An 18,812-nucleotide genomic window follows, 5' to 3' on the forward strand; every position below is an offset into this window, starting at 1 on the left:
CGATTGGCTTCTAAGCGGTTGTTGAAGATGATTTGGTCTTCTCAAGCTTTGTCTGCAAAGCTGCTTTATCACGCGATGGTCTAAATAACAAATAATACAAGCCTACAATGATTGCAGCCAAGATAGCTAAGGAAAAGAAAATATTGCTATATAGGTATGCCCCGTTATGAATGGCAAATGGGTTAAAATGGACCGCTGTTTGCTTTAAGTCCAGCATCTTGCCGATAATGCTCGTTGTCATTGCTCCCGAGATAAAGTTAAGCAAGGACATGAGTCCCATCCCTACTCCTATTTGCTCCTTGGCAAGCGTTCTTGATATTGTGTTGGACATCGCAATTTGCATAAAGGTTTGACCTATATTTCCGAATATTAACAAAAACACGATTAGATATGGTGATAATCCAACAAACACTGATAACAAAATAAAACAAGTAAAGCTTAATGAAATCGCAAGGTATACTAAAAATGAGTTGCCTTTCTCATCTGCAAGCCTGCCCCCGCGACGCCCCATTAAAGCAGAGGTAATAGCTGCGGGAAACATGACAAAGCCGATAATGGCAGGGGACAACTGATTAAGTCCCGCCAAAAACTGTGGGGTTACAAACGGCATGCTAAAGCTTAACGATGTAGCTAGAAAGGTCATGATTAAGCTAAACGTATATTTCTTATTGCTGAACAGCTTGGGCTGGATAAACGGCTCAGTCGCTGTTCGAATGCGAACAATAAATAAAACGAGTGTTACAGCACCGCCTAGAGCAATAAACCAACTTCCAACTGAAATGGACATTAGTAATAATGCGACGGAGCCTCCAAGCAGAATGCCGCCCAAATAGTCAATTTTTTGAGCTTTTCCTCTGTCGTTGTCCAAATATTTTCTAAAGAACGGAAGTGCAATCAGCGGAATCACTGATATTAAAAATAAAAATCTCCAGTTGATGAAGCTTGTAACGATTCCGGCAACAATGGGCGCGAGTGCGGTTCCAAGAGCAAGACCCGCCGCAACCGTTCCTAACGCCCTGCCACGCTTCTCAGGAGAGAAATAACGTACTGGGACAATCATCGCTGTAGCTGGGATAACGGCTGCCCCGCTTGCTTGCAGCACCCTCCCAAGCACGATCATCCAATATTCAGAAGCGAGCAAACCTACGATCGATCCAAGTGCAAAGATAATTAATCCGAAGGTCAATAGATCCTTTAGCCGATATTTGTCCGCGAGCTTTCCGTATGTAACGGAGCCTACTGCAAAAACGATCATATACCCCGTAATCAGCCAGCTCACCTGTGAGGCGGTAATGCCAAATTCCTTGCTGATGACAGGCATAACAACATTAAACATTGAAGCATTCATAATAGAGAAGACTAATGTAAAAGCTAATATAGGCAGCAGCTTCTCGCCAATTTTTTGTTTATCTGTAACTTCCATATCCCGTTACGTCCTTTCCTGTTTTAGACTACATTTAGTTTGAATTCAAACTATATGTTCGAATATAACAAGCGTATCGCTTACTCATACGCTTTAATAATTTTTCTAAGTAAAACATGTAGATGTGCCGCTTCTTCCTTGGTTAGCAAATGGTCCGATTTCTCTTTCGCTTGTGCAACAGCATTTGAAGCTTTCAAGGACATTTCTACCCCTTGCTCGGTTAAATAAATTCTTTTCATTCTTGCATCCGAGTCATGCGCACGCCTTATTACCCAGCCTCTCTTCACCATCCCGTTGATTAAGCTGGTTACACTCGATTTGTCTATAAATAGCAGCTTCTCCAAGTCGGCATTCATCACGCCTGGTTTCATGGTGAGCAAATGAAGAGACTGTGATTGCTGAGGAGTGAGGCCGAGCGGTCGAAGCGAAGTTTCAATCTCACGCCGAATATTCGTAAATGCCAGCTTTATAAGCAATGTACTGCTGTCCTCTTGCTCCCAAGGAAAACGAGTAATGTGATTGTCTTCTCCCATTCAGATCACCGCCTAAACTAGTTTGAATTCAAACTAATAATAAGGATGTAAGATTGCTTTGTCAACGTAAAATTACTGGACCGCGCTCGTTAATCTCCTATATCTAGTCTATAACTTCAATTCTCTTGTTTCATTTCATATAAAAGAGGTTATAAACAATAGAATTAACTGCATATAATCAAATAGCTTGTTTCACATTACAAGGAGGATTCAATCATGGACTATATTATTAACAAAACATTTAAAAACGTGGATGTATACTTTGACGGCTCTCATTATATTGGCTGCTCATTTATAGACTGCACGATTCATATAACATCACTGCGTTTTAATTATGATCGCTGCATGTTCTCTGGTTCAAAATTCAAGCTGAGCCCTAAAATGCTTATGCTGAAAAACGTTTATTCATTATTGCCTTCATCTATAACTGGATAAACGATTGTACAAGCCTAAACCTAATGTCCAGCTTCAGGGAAGCTAAAGTTTAAAAACTTTAATGCCTCTGAGCGCTGGGCATTTTCTTTTCCCCTAAAAAAGATGTTCCACTTCGTTCACATTTCGGTTTAATTTCCTAATTGAGGAAACATTAATGAGTGAGTAGGCTATACTTTATGTGTCCCACATGGCAAAATAATGAATAGTAAGGGACAAACCATACATAAGGGGAATATTAATGAAATGGATTCGCGAAATAGCTTACAGGCTGCATCTAATTAAGCTTGTATCCATCCTATACCGTGCAAGAGTGCTGCGTTTTCTACTGCCAGTTGCTATTATCGCCTTTGTTTACTTCGAAGGAAAAAAACAATTCCGTGAGATCCACTGGGGAAGAATGATCCATGAGTTTCATCACATGCACCCCTTTACGATTTTTCTTCTGCTCAGCTTCTCCATGCTCGCTGTCTCTGTCATGAGTACGTATGACTTGTTGATTCGCAAGCATTTTCATTTAAAGATTGGGATTTGGGATACGATTCGTTATGGATGGATTGCAAACACCTCAAACAATTTGATTGGTTTTGCGGGTCTTACAGGAGCAGGGCTGCGATCAATTTTATATAGAAATCGAGAGGTTCCCATCGGGAGTATTGCTGCTTCTGTTGCCTTTCTTTCGACGATAACTTTCACTGGGCTATCGCTGCTAGCATGGCTGTGTATTATCGGCATTTTCCCTGTTCAAGCATTGCTGAATGCTCATCCATGGCTCACCTATGCGATGTGGGCAATCGCACTGTATTTACCGCTATTCGTGCTGCTTCAAAGAACCTCGCTTTTCTCCAAATGGATTAATCGGAATCGAGGACAATTGACTTGGCGCATTATGACCGCTTCCGTTGGTTCTTCCTTTTTGGAATGGTTTTTTGCTGGTATGACCTTCTGGCTTATTGGAGCAACATTTATTCCTGAACTTACATTTACAAACGCGCTTGGAATTTATACGTTAGCAGCAATAGCCGGCATTATTAGCATGGCGCCTGGCGGTATCGGTGGTTTTGATTTAACGGCTATATTAGGCTTACAGCTGCTCGGCTTTCCACCTGATAAATGTGCGGTCATCCTTGTTCTGTTTAGAATTTTGTATTATTTTGTGCCATGGTTAATTGGCCTTATGATGGCAGCATTCGAGTTTCCTATGAACCGGAAACGAACAGAGCAGTCTGATAGCGGCATCATGGATCGAGCATTAAATATTTGGCAAAGCGTTTGGCGCTGGCCGGGACAATTTGCGTTTATCGGCGAGGTTGGGGCATGGTCACTCGGTAAGCTTGTATTTGCGAGTGGGGTCATATTGCTGTTGTCCGCAGCGACACCCGCTTTACTTTACAGGATACATTTTACGGAAGAATTGGTTTCGTTTCAGATTATGAGGCTGTCCCATCAATTAAGCATCATCATCGGCATTATGCTGATCATGCTGTCTCGCGGCATTTCGCTTCGAGTAAAGCGAGCCTATTATTGGACACTTTTCCTGCTTTGTGCCGGTTCCTTCTTCGCACTTGCCAAAGCGTTTGATTACGAGGAAGCTATATTTCTACTCATTGTCGCGTTGCTGTTATGGATTTCAAGACATCGATTTTATCGTTTGGCTATACCCGTAGGGATTTATAATGTGCTAGGCTGGGGGCTTATTACACTCTTAATCACCTATGGTTATTACCTCATCGCATCCCATTCGTATCCGGCATTTCTCAAACATCTGCCAAGAAAGGCTCACACCACATGGCTGATAGATCCAAGCCAGCATACGATAGCTGCGATATTTGGTCTCTTGGTTGCTTGGCTCTTCCTATCCTTGCTTTATATGTTTCGTCCTAAGCCGCTCGCCGTTGGAGAAACAGCCGAGGATGAGCAGTTGAAATTAAAAGCTTTTCTTGAAAAGGAACAAGGAAATTTATTGACGCATATGCTCTTTACCGGTGACAAGAGCTTCTTCTGGGCGATGAAGGATCAAGTGTTAATACCCTATGCGAAAATTCGAAATAAACTTGTTGTGCTCGGTGATCCTTTAGGTCCCAAAAGCATGATTAGCGAAGCGATTCAACAGTTTCAGCAATTCGCTGATCAGTTTGCGGTAGAGGTCGTATTTTATCAAACGGCACCTGACTATTTACCGTTCTATCACGAAAACGGCTATCGCTTTTTTAAACTGGGTGAGGAAGCATTGGTTCATCTGGACAATTTCACGCTTGTCGGAAAACAAAATGCCAGTCTTCGGGCGGTTAAAAACCGCTTTGAACGTGAAAATTTTCAATTTGAAATCGTACATCCGCCTCATGATAAGCAGTTGTTAAAGAAGCTGTCGTACATCTCTGACCAATGGCTCGATGGAAAACATGAGAAGGGTTATTCTCTCGGATGGTTTGACGAAGATTATTTGCAGCTCGCGCCCATTGCGCTATTAAAAAATTCAGATGATCAAATTATTGCTTTCGCTTCTTTGACGCCTGCCTATGATGGTACGACCTTATCTGTAGATTTAATGCGCTATTTAAAATCCACCCCAAATGGAACGATGGATCAATTGTTCATTTGCCTTATGGAGTGGGCAAAAACAGAAGGATATGCGCAATTTAATTTGGGGATGGCTCCACTTTCGAGTGTAGGCCAGAGCCAAAACGCAATAAAAGAAGAGAAGCTGGCACGCATTCTGTTCGAGTATGGCGGAAGCTGGTATGGCTTTGTTGGCCTCCGGCGATACAAAGACAAGTTCTCACCACATTGGGAGCCACGCTATTTGGCGTATCCTTCGACAGTATCATTACCGCTATTGCTAGTCGAGCTGGTACGGTTAATCTCACGGCACCCGAATAAAAACAAATAAAAGCAAAGCCCATGGAATCCCATGGGCTTTGCTTTTATTTATAGAACAAGCTCTAATTAATGCTGCCTACAAGCTTCATAACGGCGTCTCGCGTTAATTTGTTACCGCCAACTGCAATGAGGTTAATGGTTGCATGTGCCAGCGTAAGCGGAATTTTGCAAAACTCTAGCGCAGGACCGCCTTTTAAATCAGATATATACGAATCCGCCAACTTCAGGTTGCGGCGCGTGTACTTAATCATTTCTTTCTGTCCCCAGCCTTCAGGGAAAAAGTCTACGCCACGTTCAAGATCCTCTGTGCGGTTACGCAGAATATTTACGGCTTGTAAGCCTCTTCCAAAAGCAACTGCTTTGATTCGGTCTGATTTCGTGCCATCGTGCCAGAACCATATGTCAGACAACATTTCCCCTACCATACCTGCAACACTATAAGTATAATTATCCAGATCCTCTTCCGTTCGGATATCCCAGCCTTCATGAACCCAATCAGCCATCTGCTTGGCCATTGTCGCTGTATGGTTATAAACGACATTCGTAACCGTCGGAGGACATAAAAGCGCCCATTCATGAATTCTCATCGTAACTTCCGGCAGTGTTTCTGCATAAGGAGAAAGGAGTTTTTGCGATTCATTAATCACATCATCGGAACTAAACGCATCATGAATGCCAAGCAATAATTCTGCTTTCACCTCATCTGCTAGCGTCTCATGATCCTCAATTTCATCAATTGCTCTCATACACAAATAAGCGGATGCAACTGCATCCTTTAAACCTGACTTCAACCTGCTGATGGGAATATAAAAAGTACGACTTGTTTGCTTTAACATGATCATCGCATCATTCAAAATAAAAACTCCTTCATTATGGCAGCTTTACTTTTAACTTGTTTTAATCGTTAATATTATAATACCATACATGGATTTAGATGTGCACCGCAACTGTGATTTCCTGCGTTTATCCTTCTTGATTTAGGAAGAACCTGTAACCGTAACCTTAATATCGGAGGCTTTTGGCATAATTATTCAGTTAGGATGACACATTTCCCTCTCCTATCATTTAAACGCAGCCTTACTTCCTGAAACGATACCCTTAATAAAACAAAAACCCGAATGTTAAACTCATCCTATTGAGTGTTTAACTTTCGGGCTGCAAAAAAGCTGAGCTGTGAAACAGCAGTTATTTATAATAAGTGGCTTCTTTTATTCTTACTTTAAAAATAATATTTTCAGCTGATAACCTGTTAAGAAGAACGTTTCTCTTAAAAGAAAAGGAAGCTTAGTACCCAAACTCTTGTAGGCTGACGTCTGAGTTGGTGAAGAGTAAGCATCCATCCCTAAGTGTCTAGTCATAAGAAGAGCACGCTTCATATGCAAAGGATCGCTGACGATGGTAAAGGTATTGATTTGTTGTTGTCGTGCTATCGCATGGGCATTAGCTAAATTTTGTTCCGTGATTTTTGAATGCTCTTCAAGAACAATAGCCTCACCCGGAACCTTATTCTGCATAACATATCGTTTTGACACTTCCGCTTCAGACAAGGAATCTCCCTTACCTGTGCCTCCAGTAACGATTATTTTCTTTATGTATCCATTGTTATAGAGCCAAATGGCATGATTCAATCTGTTCTTTAGAACTGTCGACGGTTTATCGTCCCAGACTGCTGCCCCAAGCACAATTGCGGCATCTGTGTAAATGAGCTCATTAACCTTAGCAAACGAAATAATGCTCCATACTGCATAGAGAATATAAACAAAACATAAAAGCACAGCAATTGCTGTGCCTTGTATAAGTCTCCTTCTCACTGCTGTACCCTCCTAACATGGCGTATATTTTTATACGTCACATTTATGACCGAATATATTTTCTCCGAAACTCTCGAGGCGATTTCTCATACTTTTTTTTAAACGCTCGTTCAAAGTTTGGCAATGTATTAAAGCCCGCGGCATAACATACTTCCGTTATCGGCAATATTGAACTGCTGAGCAATGCAGAGGCGAACTGAAGCCTTTTTCCTTGTAGATGCTCTTGAAATGATGTACCTGTATGCTTTTTGAAGCATTCGCTAAAATAATTCGCTGATATTCCAGCATATCTCGCTATTTCATCTAATGAAAGCGGCTCTCGAAAATGATGTTGAATATAGATGATCGACTTTCTAATGGAAGAAGGGATTGCGCTAATGGCTACATAGTCGTCAAGCAAGCGCTGATGCCCGTTATTTCTATAGAGATGGATGAGTATTCTCTCAAAACTTCCCTGCACCAGCATGCTGCTGCCTAGCTGCCACATCTGTGATTCATTCCAAATCCGAGTAAATTCTATTTCAATTTCACTAGCACTTTCGTCACGAAAGGTATGCAAATGGAGCGATACCTGTTCAAATAACATTTCTGTCAGCTCTGGGCGGATAAATGATTCATCAAAAATAAGATTAAACAAATGAATCGTTTGTCCTTCATCAGGGATGATCTCATGGAAATCTGCCGTTGTCAGCAGAAAAGTCATTCCTTTCTCTAAAGGAAATGGCTCTCCGTTTATAACATGAGTTCCTGTACCAGACACAACAAAACCCATTTCAAAAAAATCATGCCAATGGGCAGCAATTTTATTATCGATCACATGTTTGAAAATCTTATAGGGGGATGACAAGGTCAAAAAGTTTTTACCAAGCAATCTCTCAGGTGTTAATTCATACTTCATGACGATTTCCCCCTATCAGACTTTTATTGGTCAAACCATTCGGCATATTTGGCAGCCATATAATCGGTCATCCATTGATTTACTTCTATTAAATCAACAATAGGCTTATTGGTAAAGGGCACCGTCGGCATATAATTCGGTGGACCGAACTCTGCTGTAAAAGTTGTCCAAGCTCTTTCCTCCGCAGCTTGCTTCATAAAAATCCGCTGCCACCAGCCTGTAAATAAAGCAAGCTCCGATGCGTATTCAGGTGCGCCAGGATGTGGCACTTGAGGTCCCTGCGGAAATCCGACACGGCCATGAACATGTATGCTGCGATCAATAGCAAGAGCGAGCTCATCCGCATGATTATCCAGATGCGACTCACATACGTTCACCCAATGGCTGAAGTCTGCAGTGATGCGCAAGTCAGGAAAACGCTTCAGCAATCTTGCAGTTGTCCATGGTGTAAACATCGCTCGGCTGCGATGGGTTTCATGCCCGACCTGAAGGCCACACCTCTGTTCAATTGTAAGTGCTCCTTCAAAAAAACGATCCTGCTCCGCTTCTGACATGCTGTCTCTAGCGCTTTGCGAGTTAATAAACAGCGGATTAAAATCCGTTGCTCGCATGACTTGTTTCTCGAAGCTAACGAGATGGTCATCATGTGTACTTACCTGCGCGATGAAGGCCAGCTTATTTGTTTCCAATGCCGCTTTAAAGGACTTTTCTTCAGAGGCAGGCGGCAGCGGCGCTTCTATTCCAAAGTAACCTGCTTCTGCTGCATATGTCAAAAGCTCCTCATAGCTACCCTGCATTCCCCACAACGCTTTTATTCGTCTCAATTCCAATACCTGTCCCCCCTTTTGTTAAGCCTATTATACATTGACAAAAGGATTGCCGGCTAAATCTTTTCCACGCGCTAGCCAGATTTTATGACCACGGTTCTTTTCAGTATAGACTTGCGCATCCGTTGAGAAATAACGCATCGTATAACCACAGCGGCGGAATTCACTTTTGTTAGGAGCTGCACCATGTATGATGCGAGAATCATGGACTGAACACTCGCCTGGCTCAAGCTCGAAATAAACAGCTTTTGACTCATCCTTATTGCGAATTTCTGTATCAAAAATGTTGTCATTGCCATCTACCTGCTCGTACTCCGAGAAACCATTGTTATGCGTTCCCGGAATGACGCGCATACAGCCGTTTTCCTTCGAGCTGCGGTCAATAGCCAGCCATACGGTCACAATGTTATCAAATCGGCTAAGTCGTCCATTCCAATACGCAGAGTCTTCATGCCATGGCGTTTGCTTGCCAATAAGCGGCTCTTTGCAGATGAAATGACTGGACCACAAGCCAATGTTAGGACCAATTAAAGGCTCTACCAGATCAAGCACTTCATCGCTTAATAGAAACTTAAGTAAACGCTCATCACGGAAATGCGGGGTATCCAGCTCGCTGTTCAGCTTCCGGCCCACAAGCTCCCATTGCTCCTCAAAAATATAAGTCAGCTCCGTCATCTTATCTGCGCTAAACAACTGTTTCTTATGCAGCGCATAACCATTTTCCTTATAAAATTGTACTTCTTGCTCCGTCAATGTAGATATCGACATCAATATCGCCTCCAATAAAAGTGGTGTATTGCTATGAAATGATCATAACGGAGCAGGAGCAAACTTACTTCTTATCCCATCGGCAAAAGTATGCATATCTTCTGATCCAACTGCTCGCTTATCCAGAAAATAAATTTAATATGCAAAAAGCCGCTTCCTAATGGACGCGGCTTATTCGTTGTTTATCCTGCAATATTTGGAATACATTCTTGAATAATAAGATTCCTTTTCCTTGCTGGAATCCTTATATGGACAGTTGTTCCAATACCTATACGACTGAATATGGAAACCCCATATTCTGAACCATAGTGAAGCTTGATTCTCTGATCGATATTTCGAATCCCATATCCAATGTTCCCTTTATCTAGCCCGCTGAATATTTCATCAATTCGCTCCTGCGGCATTCCGAAGCCGTCGTCGATTATCTTATAATGCACTGTGTTTTCTTCCATATAGGTGACAATCCGAATATGAATGCGATCTCCGCTCCATGCGTGCTTAAGCGTATTTTCAATGAAAGGCTGCAAAATAAGCTTCACCGTCTCAAAAGGCCATATATTCTCATCAATCTCGAATAATACTTCCAGACGTTTCCCGTACTTAACCTTCTGTATGCTTACATATGCGTTTGCCTGCTCCATCTCCGCTGCGATTGGGATCATCGTACGGCCTGAATTCAGTGTAAGTCTATAAAACTTCGCGAGCTCCAACACCATTTTTTGCAGTTTTTCATTTTCCCCGAATTTTGCCAGCTGGTTGATCGATGAAAGGGTATTGTATAAAAAATGCGGATTGATCTGAAGCTGCAGCATTTCCAGCTCAGCCTCTTTTTTCTGAAGCTGCGTCAAATATACCTTATTAATTAATGCCTCTACATCCTCGCCCATTCCGTTTAGCGCCGTTGCAATTTGAGAAAATTCATCCTTCCCTCTGTAGGCAATTCGCTTATGCAAATCCCCCTCGCGGAAAGCATTCAATACCGATACAAATTTCAAAATTCGTTTGGAGAAATAACGTGAAATAAAGACACCCGCAAACGTTAACAAAACGAAGCTTAGTACGCAGATGAAAATAATAAATGCCCGTACCTTCGCAGCTTCCTGCTCGATAATGGTAAGTGGAACTTGCGCCACTAATGTCCAATTCTGATTGAGCAATTTTTCTTCTATTCTTAAGTATTCTTGCTTATCGCTATTTTCATTTGTCGATACATTTTTGTTTATTTTCGAAACTGGTTTGGTTGAGCCTTCCGGAAGCTGCCCAGAGGAGAAAATAACGTATCCCGTAGAATCCACGACTGACAGCATGCTGCCGTCGCCAAGCTTCGAGAAGTCAACGCTATTAAACAGCTCCTTCATCTGAACGCTAAACCGCATAATAGCCAGCTCTTCAACTTCCAATGGATTATCGGTGTCGACGATACGTCGTATCATTGAAATACGATGATCTCGTACATCCTCTTCAACCTGTTTCCACTCCATAGTCACACCGTATTCTTCTTTTGGAATGGATGTGTACCATAACTTATCCTGAATGCGGCTCATATGATAAATATCATAGGTTTGCTCTTTGGATTCGTCATTATCGGCAGCATTGTCTTTCTTCCATCTATTCTCATAAATTTGGTTCACGGTTTTATTATGAAAGTAGACAGACAACCTTAAATTCATCCCAATAGATTTCGAGGCGCTTTCCAGCTTTGGGCTAATGATCTGATTCATTCGATTTAAATTTGCAATGCCTATTTCATCAACTCGAATGCTCTGAACCAGATTATAATCATCATAGAGCGTAGATGATATTCGTACGATATCATCTAGTTTATACTTCACGTTGTCGCGCATTTGCTCCATCGTTCCTTCAATATTCATACGCGTCTGCTTACGCATGGAAGAGTCATACATCGAATGTGACACATAGAAATTGACAACGACCAAAATAACGATAAAAATCATATAGGACAGCATAAGCTTGTATCCGATCGGCATATATCCGAGTCTCTTTCTATTCTCCCGGACTATTTTCATCTAAAGCTCCCCCATTAATGATCAATTCTCTCTCTTCCGATATTCCATAGGTGTCATGCCAAACTTCTCCTTAAATTGTCGGCTGAAATAGGGAAGATAACGATAACCAACCTGATCGGCAACTTCATAAATTTTTATCCCGGGTTGATTGAGCAGTTCACATGCTTTCTCCATACGCAAATGCACGAGCAGTTCATTGAAGGTATGTCCTGACTTTTCTTTTATTAAAAACCCCATATAGCTAGGCGAGAAAGAAAACTGCAGCGCCATATCCTTAAGGGTAATATTTTCACTCATCCTCTCCTTAATTGACTTCGTGACGCTGCGTATAAACTTGCTGTCTTTCATGACGTTTTTCTTCTGCAGGCGTTCAGAAATTTCATATAAGAGCTTTACAAGCCATGAACGTATATCGTTAATCGTTTCGAATTGCATTAAAACTTCGAGATGATGAATATCAATGCCTAGCAGTTCAAATAAATCCTCATTCATTTCACTTAAATATTGATCCAGCTTCCATATAATATAGCTGGTCATATGATGAACAGTAAATCTGGAGCGAAGACTAGAAGCCGATGCAAACAAGTTCTCGAATTCGTCGTAAATCCGAACAAGCTCATATCCTTCCATAGCCTTTAATAGTGCTTTCATTCGTGTATCCAGAATCCGAGCGTCCAGCATGCCTGGTTCCGCTCTGACCTCTTCATATTTGATGATATCCCCTTTTCCAAGAAACATCTTGCCTTCAATAGCTTCTATCGCTTGTCGGTACGATACTTGCAGCTGTTCTATCGAATGAACCGCTTCACCGAGGCCGGTTGTTATCGATACCGTTAGATGCTGCGAAAGCGCATCGCATAACGTTTTGACGGTTTGACCAATAGCTTTGTCTTCCAGCAATATAGCAATGCGTTGAGATGACAGCTTGCAGTATGGAAGCATGCCTATCTTTTGAATCGTTTCATGTACAATTTGAAGAGAGTTGCGCGACCATTCTCTCTGTGAAGATGCGTTCTCGGTTTGTCTCAACGACTGATTATCCAGTTCCATAATCGCAACACGGATAGGCCAGTTCAATTGATCGAAGCCGTAGTGTAAAATCAGCTTGGACATGGAAACGCCCTCCGTCGTTTCCAATCCTTCCAACACATGAATCAAAAAGTCGCTTTTCGCAATCGGAATCATTTGTTGATAGGCTTCTTCGACTTCACGCTGCTTGTTCTCCTCATCAAGGTCCTGCTTCACCTTTAACAAAGACGACACCAATTCATTGTCATCCATTGGCTTTAGTACATAATTGTAAGCCTTTAAAGATAACGCCTGCTGTACATAGCTGAACTCCTGATAGCCGCTAACGAATATAATACGCATATTAGGCTTGCGTTCGAGTGCAATTCGGGCAAGCTCAAGTCCTGACATATAAGGCATATTAACATCGCTGACTAATATATCGATGGGCTGCTCATCTATGATTTCGCATGCTGATAATGCATTATTTACGCTGCCCTTCACTTCCATTCCAAGCTCAGACCAAGGAATAAACCGTTTCATTCCTTCCAGATCGAGTTCTTCGTCATCGACTAACAATACCTTATACATAAGAGCAGCTCCTTCAAGTTAACAAATTTACGTTACTCTTGATTTAATACTTTTAAGTTTTCTTGCCACTTCGAAGTAATAAAATCTAAATAATCTTGAAAACCTGATTCCATCGAATCCTTATGCGCTAAATCCAAAATCTCTAATACCTCTTCATCCGTTTGCCCGTACATCGCATATGAGCGCGCGCTTAACCATATTTCTTTCACCCGGGCAAAAATTCTGCCTTCGTCAGAATTTGGAGTCGGTTGTAAATTGATAAACGGTGTTGCATCCCCCTGAGATTCCCAAGTTACCTTTTGCTGCCAATATGTTGACCAGTTTCGCTTGTCCTCAGGCAATGTTTTTTCATAATCGCTTTTGGTTTGATCGAGATATACGGTGTTGCCAACCCAAATCAACTCGCCAGAGATTGCTTGTATTTCACTCAGCCCATCCGGGTCTGATGTGTATTTGCTCGTAAATTTTGGCGTTATTCCATCTTCTTTGAAGCCATCCCAGTACCCGTTTGGCCCCGGCGGGCCCCACATCTGAACAGCAGAACCTTCCGGTCCTGTCATCCAATCCAGCATAGCGAATATCGCTTCTGGATTTTTTGCGCTTGTCGTTATCGTAGAGACATTCCAGCCAAGCACATTGTATGTGCCAGGATAAATCTTGTTCGGATCCAATCCTTCCTTATAAATAGGATCGATAAAGATATAACCGTCCTCGGGATTTTTCCTTACAAGCTCTGCATTAGCCAACATCACTTGACGCATAGGGTCCGCACTGGCATAAACCGCCACTTTACCGCTCATAAGCTTCTCACTTACCTGATCATCCGTTTGTGTCCAAGCATCCGAGGTAATTAGCCCCTCACGCACAAGCTTAGCTACAAATAATGCCGACTCGCGAAATCCTTCATCTTTATAGATCGATGTCATCTTATCTCCACTCGTTACAGCGTAGTAGCGAGTAAAGCTATAATTATTTTCCTTGAAGGCGGAAAATAATTGATCAATTCCTTGCCCCTCACTGGCAATTCCTGTTTCAAAAGGTACGACGTCAGGATAGTTGGCTTTCACTTTATTGAGGTAATCATAAAGCTCATTTGTCGTAGATAGCTTAGGGGAACCTAATTCCCGATATATTCGTTTATTAACGACATAACCTGCGTTGCCGTACGGTTTATTAGTGTAATAATTTGGAAAATAATAAATATGTCCATCTGGTGCTCGAAGCAAATCTAAAATTTTAGTGCCTGCCCATTTTTTTAAATTTGGATATTTATCTATATAGTTATCGAGCGGTACGAGTAAGCCCGCTTCACGCAAACGTTCCAGATCATAACCGCGATCACCCCAAATGATATCCGGCAGCTGCTTGCTGGCAATCATCTTTCGAAGCTTCTGCTTTCCGTTTCCTTCTACGTCGATTCCTTTGATGTGAATATTAAGATTATCCTTAATCCACTTCGAAGAGGGATCTGCGCCCCACTGTGGCATCGAATAATAACTGTAGTGACCATAAAAAGAAATATCAAGCCTTTCTTTGCCTAGTTCATAGAGCTGATCGGGAGGTAGATTTATTTGTATATCTTCCGTTGTTCCCTCATCAGTTGTTGGAACTGGTTTACTGTCTACTCCACTGCAGGCGACAAGCATACTAACAATGAAATAGACCAACATGAACCGCAGGAACCTCTCTTTCTTCGCGTACACTGACCAAGCACCCCTTATATGAGCAGCATTTTTTGAAAAATCTCCCTTTAATAATATCAAAATAAATGCAAGCTATATATATAAAAGTTAAGTATAACCAAAAATACAGAGATATCCCAAGTGATCCAAACGGATCCCTTGGGATGATCTCTTTCACTATTAAACCTTATTATTCTCCAAGAATAGTTCTGTTAGCATGCCATCTTTCAGTACGCCATTCTAGAAGCTCTTTGTATTTATACGAATTAGCTTTCTTATCAGCTGCATCTAGAATACGATCAACATCTGCATCACTCTTAGCTGTAGTTGATTCTGCTAGAGTCTCAAGAGTAAGATCGACAATTTGTTGTCTGGTATCACCGTATGGAGAATCCGGCTCAATATTAATGTTGGTAAGTGCTGTTGTATCATTAGATGACGGCCAAGTAATATCTCTCTGCCAACGTGCTGCCCAGTTTTGTTTTTCTAATGGCAGTGAATTAACATATTTCAATTTTGCTGGGTCGATGTACGATACGTTTCCTACGATGTGAACAACATCGTTTGCAGCTTGAATTGCTGTTACTTCCTCTTCATTGTAGTTTTCAGTGAAGATTGGTTGTTCATTTTCGTCGAAACCTTTCCAGTTGCCGCCCTCAGGTCCAAAGAATGAGATTGTCATACCTTCAGGTCCTGTCATCCAATCAAGTGCCGCGAAGATTTTTTCTGGATCTTTAGCATGTTTAGTAATCGTCACAACGTTCCAACCAAGCGCATCGTAACCACCTGCAAAGATTTTGTTCTTATCAAGTCCAGCTTTGCGAACAGGCCAAATCATGAAATAACCAGCATTTGGATCTGCCTTTCTAAGCTCAGAATCTCCGCGTGAAGCAAACGTAGTAACGCCTGATCCTGCATAAACAGCCACTTTACCGGTTACGATTTTTTCCGCAACGACATCTCTTGTTTGTGTCCACCAATCTTGTGCGATTAGCTTCTCACGGTACAATTTTGCAAGGTATTTTTGAGACTCACGGAAAGAAGGATCTGTAAAGAATGAAACGAGCTTATCATCCTTGATTACGCCTTGTACATCGCTGCTCAATGATTTGTAGAGGTTGTTTTCACCAAATCCTGCATAAACAACGCCTTGTCCTTGAATTTCAGAACCACGATCCAGTTCCAATGGAATCATATCAGTGTATTTCTCTTTTACTAATTTTAGGTATGCGTACAAATCATCAAATGTTTCAAGTGCTGGCGATCCAAGCTCAGCATACACTTTTTTGTTCACTACATAACCAGCTGTACTAGTTGGTTTATCTGTGTACCAGTTAGGGAATTTGTACAGCTTGCCATCCGCGGAACGAAGAAGTTCCATGGACTTAGGATTAAGATATTTCTTCAAATTCGGATACTTATCAAGATAAGGATCAAGCGCTACGAGCTGATCATTTGCAATAAGTCTTTCAATATCCGGATTGTAACGATCACCATAAATAACATCTGGCATTTGACTAGAGTCAGCCATAAAGGTCTGCATCAGCTGTGCAGAGTTCCCTTTTGCGTGAATCGGTTTGATCGTTACTTGTTTATTTTCTTTCAGGTATTTCCAAAAAGGGTTTGCATCCATGGTGTCAGGGAAATCTTGCCAACTATAGTGTGTATAAGCCGAGAATTCTATCGGGCTAGAACCAAATACCCATGGTTGATCTGCTGGAGCGTCTGTAGCCTCACTCCCTTTATTTGTGTTCGTTGCTGAATCTGTTGCTGCTGGTTTTGGATCATTGCCCCCCGAATTGCTGCATCCTGCAAGTACAGTTACCAGTAGAAACACCGCAGAGACTACCATTAACAGCGGCTTTTTCATTTTCTTCATGCTGATTTTACCCCTCTCATGATTAATATATATGTCCAAAGCGACATTCGCCTTAAACCGCTGGTCAACAAGCTATTCTTTTAGAGATCCAACCATAACACCCTTCATAAAAAATCTTTGAAGAAAAGGATATACAGCGATAATGGGAAGAGACACAATCATAATCATTGCACTAATAAGAGATTTGGAGGTAAGGGCTTTCGATGCCATTTTCTCACTAGCAATACTGTCATTTCCGATCGCATCCGTTAGAACATTAGAGTTCAATACTTTCCGCAATATCGTTTGAATAGGCAGCAAATCTTGATTAGAAACATAGATCGATGGCGCAAACCAATCATTCCAATGGGCAATGGCCGTAAACAAACCAAGTGTGGCGATTACTGGCATAGACAGCGGGAGCGCCATTTTGAAAAATATTCCCCAGTTGCTGCAGCCGTCAATTTGAGCCGACTCTTCTAATCCCACGGGCAAGCTTTTGAAGAAGGTTCGGAAAACGATCATGTTCCATACACTGATTAGACCGGGAATAATGTAAACAAGGAAGCTGTTCATCAAACCGAGTGATTTAATCAATAGAAAAGTTGGAATCAACCCGCCGCCGAAGTACATCGTAAAGATGAAATAAAAGGAATAATAGCCACGACCCATTAAATAGCTTTTTGACATGCCATACGCGAGCAATGCTGTCAAAAATGTTGCTGATATGGTTCCAATGATCGTTCGGCTAAAGGAAATGTAAAATGCATTTAAAATTTTGTCATCCTGAAAAACAATTTCATAATTTGCAAATGTAAACATCCTTGGCCAAAATGTAATGCCGCCTTTGGCTGTATCTGTTCCTTCATTCAACGATACAACGAGTGTATTCCAGAACGGATACAATGCGGAGAAAGCTAACAAAATGAGGAATACATATATGCATACAACCATAGCTCGGTCGTTATAGCTCAAACGCTTGAAAGTCAATTGATTTCGCCCCCAGTTATGAAGTAATGTTCTACCATAAGCCGTTGCCGGACCTACGGGCTAGGTAGTTAGCCGCCGTCAAGAGCAATACGCTGATCACTGCTCTAAATAAACCAACTGCAACACCGTAAGAAAATTTCCCATTCTGCAGGCCGACCCGATATACATAAGTATCAATAACATCCGACACCGGTCTTAGAATTGGATTCTGGGCAAGGATCAAAATATCTTCAAAACCAGCACTCAATAAATTCCCCATTGCTAGAATCATAAAGATGATAATAACCGGCATAATCGTTGGTATCGTTATGAGATAAATTTGCTTAAACTTGCTGGCTCCATCAATATCTGCCGCTTCATACAAATGCGGATCTACACCTGCAATTGCAGCAAGGTAAATAATCGAGCCAAAGCCGATTTCCTTCCATACCGTGGTCGAAACCAGTATGCCCCAGAAGTATTCCTTTAGGGACAGGAAGTTGACCGGTTCATCTATCGCTCCAACACCTTCAAGCAGCATATTGACACTGCCGTTTTCAGTTGAAAGCAACGCCATAACCATGCCGCCTACAATAACCCATGACATGAAGTACGGTAGATATGTAATCGTTTGTACGACTCTCTTAAACACCATATGCCTGACTTCATTAAGCATTAGCGCCAATATAATCGGTGCTGGAAAACCAATTAATAGCTTTAAAAGGCTGATCATAAGTGTATTTCTCATGACCGTAGCGATATCAGGTGCAGTAAGGAACGCTTCAAAATGTTTAAAGCCCACCCAAGGGTTATCGAATATTCTCGATCCCGTAAAAAGGTTGTAATCCATAAACGCCGTCAATACACCATACATCGGTATATAGGCAAATACGAATATCAGCAAAATACCCGGCCACACCATCAATTGCACATCCATTTGCTTCATCAGGCGGTTGAAAAAGGTTTTTTTTCTCGGGCTGTTCTCCGGCGGAGTCGCTGTGTACTTTACCTTCGTTGTTGCTTGCGACATGCTCATCCTCCCATAATAAATTGATATAATTTTTGCAAATTAGCACTGAAGCGTCCTGCATCTTCAGCAGCAAAT

15 protein-coding genes are annotated in these 18,812 nt (G+C 41.7%); 2 read left to right on the forward strand and 13 right to left on the reverse strand.

The window, feature by feature from the left end; translation table 11 throughout:
- Positions 1-10: 10 nt before the first annotated feature.
- Together MHH56_RS21840 and MHH56_RS21845 are read right to left on the reverse strand one after the other, a co-directional pair.
- The gene (locus MHH56_RS21840; RefSeq protein WP_339203783.1) at positions 11-1,423 is read right to left on the reverse strand and encodes an MFS transporter; all 1,413 of its coding nucleotides are present in this window, start codon (positions 1,421-1,423) and stop codon (positions 11-13) included.
- Between the two features lie 80 nt (positions 1,424-1,503).
- The gene (locus tag MHH56_RS21845; RefSeq protein WP_339203785.1) at positions 1,504-1,956 is read right to left on the reverse strand and encodes a MarR family transcriptional regulator; all 453 of its coding nucleotides are present in this window, start codon (positions 1,954-1,956) and stop codon (positions 1,504-1,506) included.
- Positions 1,957-2,172: 216 nt separating this feature from the next.
- On the opposite strand from MHH56_RS21845, the gene MHH56_RS21850 reads away from it, so the two are divergent.
- Both MHH56_RS21850 and mprF read left to right on the forward strand, forming a co-directional pair.
- Positions 2,173-2,391, forward strand: a complete 219-nt coding sequence (locus MHH56_RS21850; protein ID WP_339203787.1) for a hypothetical protein — start codon at positions 2,173-2,175, stop codon at positions 2,389-2,391.
- A gap of 238 nt (positions 2,392-2,629) precedes the next feature.
- Complete coding sequence (gene mprF, locus MHH56_RS21855) at positions 2,630-5,278, forward strand: bifunctional lysylphosphatidylglycerol flippase/synthetase MprF (protein WP_339203788.1); 2,649 nt, start codon at positions 2,630-2,632, stop codon at positions 5,276-5,278.
- 52 nt (positions 5,279-5,330) lie between these two features.
- Here the strand turns inward: mprF and MHH56_RS21860 are convergent, their stop codons facing one another.
- The 11 genes from MHH56_RS21860 to MHH56_RS21910 all read right to left on the reverse strand — a co-directional run bounded on the left by MHH56_RS21860 (position 5,331) and on the right by MHH56_RS21910 (position 18,737).
- Positions 5,331-6,110, reverse strand: a complete 780-nt coding sequence (locus MHH56_RS21860) for a phytoene/squalene synthase family protein (RefSeq protein WP_076270964.1) — start codon at positions 6,108-6,110, stop codon at positions 5,331-5,333.
- A gap of 372 nt (positions 6,111-6,482) precedes the next feature.
- Positions 6,483-7,079, reverse strand: a complete 597-nt coding sequence (locus MHH56_RS21865; protein ID WP_339203789.1) for a YdcF family protein — start codon at positions 7,077-7,079, stop codon at positions 6,483-6,485.
- Between the two features lie 43 nt (positions 7,080-7,122).
- The gene (locus MHH56_RS21870; RefSeq protein ID WP_339203790.1) at positions 7,123-7,977 is read right to left on the reverse strand and encodes an AraC family transcriptional regulator; all 855 of its coding nucleotides are present in this window, start codon (positions 7,975-7,977) and stop codon (positions 7,123-7,125) included.
- A 23-nt stretch (positions 7,978-8,000) separates the two neighbouring features.
- Positions 8,001-8,807, reverse strand: coding sequence for a sugar phosphate isomerase/epimerase (locus MHH56_RS21875; protein WP_339203791.1), 807 nt, complete (start codon positions 8,805-8,807; stop codon positions 8,001-8,003).
- A 27-nt stretch (positions 8,808-8,834) separates the two neighbouring features.
- Positions 8,835-9,572, reverse strand: coding sequence for a phytanoyl-CoA dioxygenase family protein (locus MHH56_RS21880; protein ID WP_339203792.1), 738 nt, complete (start codon positions 9,570-9,572; stop codon positions 8,835-8,837).
- 182 nt (positions 9,573-9,754) lie between these two features.
- Positions 9,755-11,599 (reverse strand): sensor histidine kinase, encoded by a 1,845-nt coding sequence (locus tag MHH56_RS21885; protein ID WP_339203793.1) that lies wholly within the window; start codon positions 11,597-11,599, stop codon positions 9,755-9,757.
- 21 nt (positions 11,600-11,620) lie between these two features.
- Positions 11,621-13,198, reverse strand: a complete 1,578-nt coding sequence (locus MHH56_RS21890; protein WP_339203794.1) for a response regulator — start codon at positions 13,196-13,198, stop codon at positions 11,621-11,623.
- A 32-nt stretch (positions 13,199-13,230) separates the two neighbouring features.
- Positions 13,231-14,868: an extracellular solute-binding protein gene (locus MHH56_RS21895; RefSeq protein ID WP_339203795.1), complete on the reverse strand. Its 1,638-nt coding sequence runs from the start codon at positions 14,866-14,868 to the stop codon at positions 13,231-13,233.
- A 202-nt stretch (positions 14,869-15,070) separates the two neighbouring features.
- Positions 15,071-16,759: an ABC transporter substrate-binding protein gene (locus MHH56_RS21900; protein WP_339203796.1), complete on the reverse strand. Its 1,689-nt coding sequence runs from the start codon at positions 16,757-16,759 to the stop codon at positions 15,071-15,073.
- Positions 16,760-16,831: 72 nt separating this feature from the next.
- Complete coding sequence (locus tag MHH56_RS21905; protein ID WP_339209698.1) at positions 16,832-17,692, reverse strand: carbohydrate ABC transporter permease; 861 nt, start codon at positions 17,690-17,692, stop codon at positions 16,832-16,834.
- Between the two features lie 67 nt (positions 17,693-17,759).
- A complete protein-coding gene (locus MHH56_RS21910) occupies positions 17,760-18,737 on the reverse strand; it encodes an ABC transporter permease subunit (RefSeq protein ID WP_339203797.1) in 978 nt (325 codons plus the stop codon).
- Positions 18,738-18,812: the final 75 nt, after the last annotated feature.

Origin of the sequence: Paenibacillus sp. FSL K6-3182, assembly GCF_037976325.1 — a bacterium.
Classification (GTDB): Bacteria; Bacillota; Bacilli; order Paenibacillales; family Paenibacillaceae; genus Pristimantibacillus.

Excerpts from the sequence above, each read along its gene's own strand:
- MHH56_RS21840 (WP_339203783.1), bottom strand. The coding sequence starts at position 1,423 with ATGGAAGTTACAGATAAACAAAAAATTGGCGAGAAGCTGCTGCCTATA.
- MHH56_RS21845 (WP_339203785.1), bottom strand. The coding sequence starts at position 1,956 with ATGGGAGAAGACAATCACATTACTCGTTTTCCTTGGGAGCAAGAGGAC.
- MHH56_RS21850 (WP_339203787.1), top strand. The coding sequence starts at position 2,173 with ATGGACTATATTATTAACAAAACATTTAAAAACGTGGATGTATACTTT.
- mprF (WP_339203788.1), top strand. The coding sequence starts at position 2,630 with ATGAAATGGATTCGCGAAATAGCTTACAGGCTGCATCTAATTAAGCTT.
- MHH56_RS21860 (WP_076270964.1), bottom strand. The coding sequence starts at position 6,110 with ATGATCATGTTAAAGCAAACAAGTCGTACTTTTTATATTCCCATCAGC.
- MHH56_RS21870 (WP_339203790.1), bottom strand. The coding sequence starts at position 7,977 with ATGAAGTATGAATTAACACCTGAGAGATTGCTTGGTAAAAACTTTTTG.
- MHH56_RS21880 (WP_339203792.1), bottom strand. The coding sequence starts at position 9,572 with ATGTCGATATCTACATTGACGGAGCAAGAAGTACAATTTTATAAGGAA.
- MHH56_RS21885 (WP_339203793.1), bottom strand. The coding sequence starts at position 11,599 with ATGAAAATAGTCCGGGAGAATAGAAAGAGACTCGGATATATGCCGATC.
- MHH56_RS21890 (WP_339203794.1), bottom strand. The coding sequence starts at position 13,198 with ATGTATAAGGTATTGTTAGTCGATGACGAAGAACTCGATCTGGAAGGA.
- MHH56_RS21895 (WP_339203795.1), bottom strand. The coding sequence starts at position 14,868 with ATGTTGGTCTATTTCATTGTTAGTATGCTTGTCGCCTGCAGTGGAGTA.
- MHH56_RS21900 (WP_339203796.1), bottom strand. The coding sequence starts at position 16,759 with ATGAAGAAAATGAAAAAGCCGCTGTTAATGGTAGTCTCTGCGGTGTTT.
- MHH56_RS21905 (WP_339209698.1), bottom strand. The coding sequence starts at position 17,692 with ATGGTTGTATGCATATATGTATTCCTCATTTTGTTAGCTTTCTCCGCA.
- MHH56_RS21910 (WP_339203797.1), bottom strand. The coding sequence starts at position 18,737 with ATGTCGCAAGCAACAACGAAGGTAAAGTACACAGCGACTCCGCCGGAG.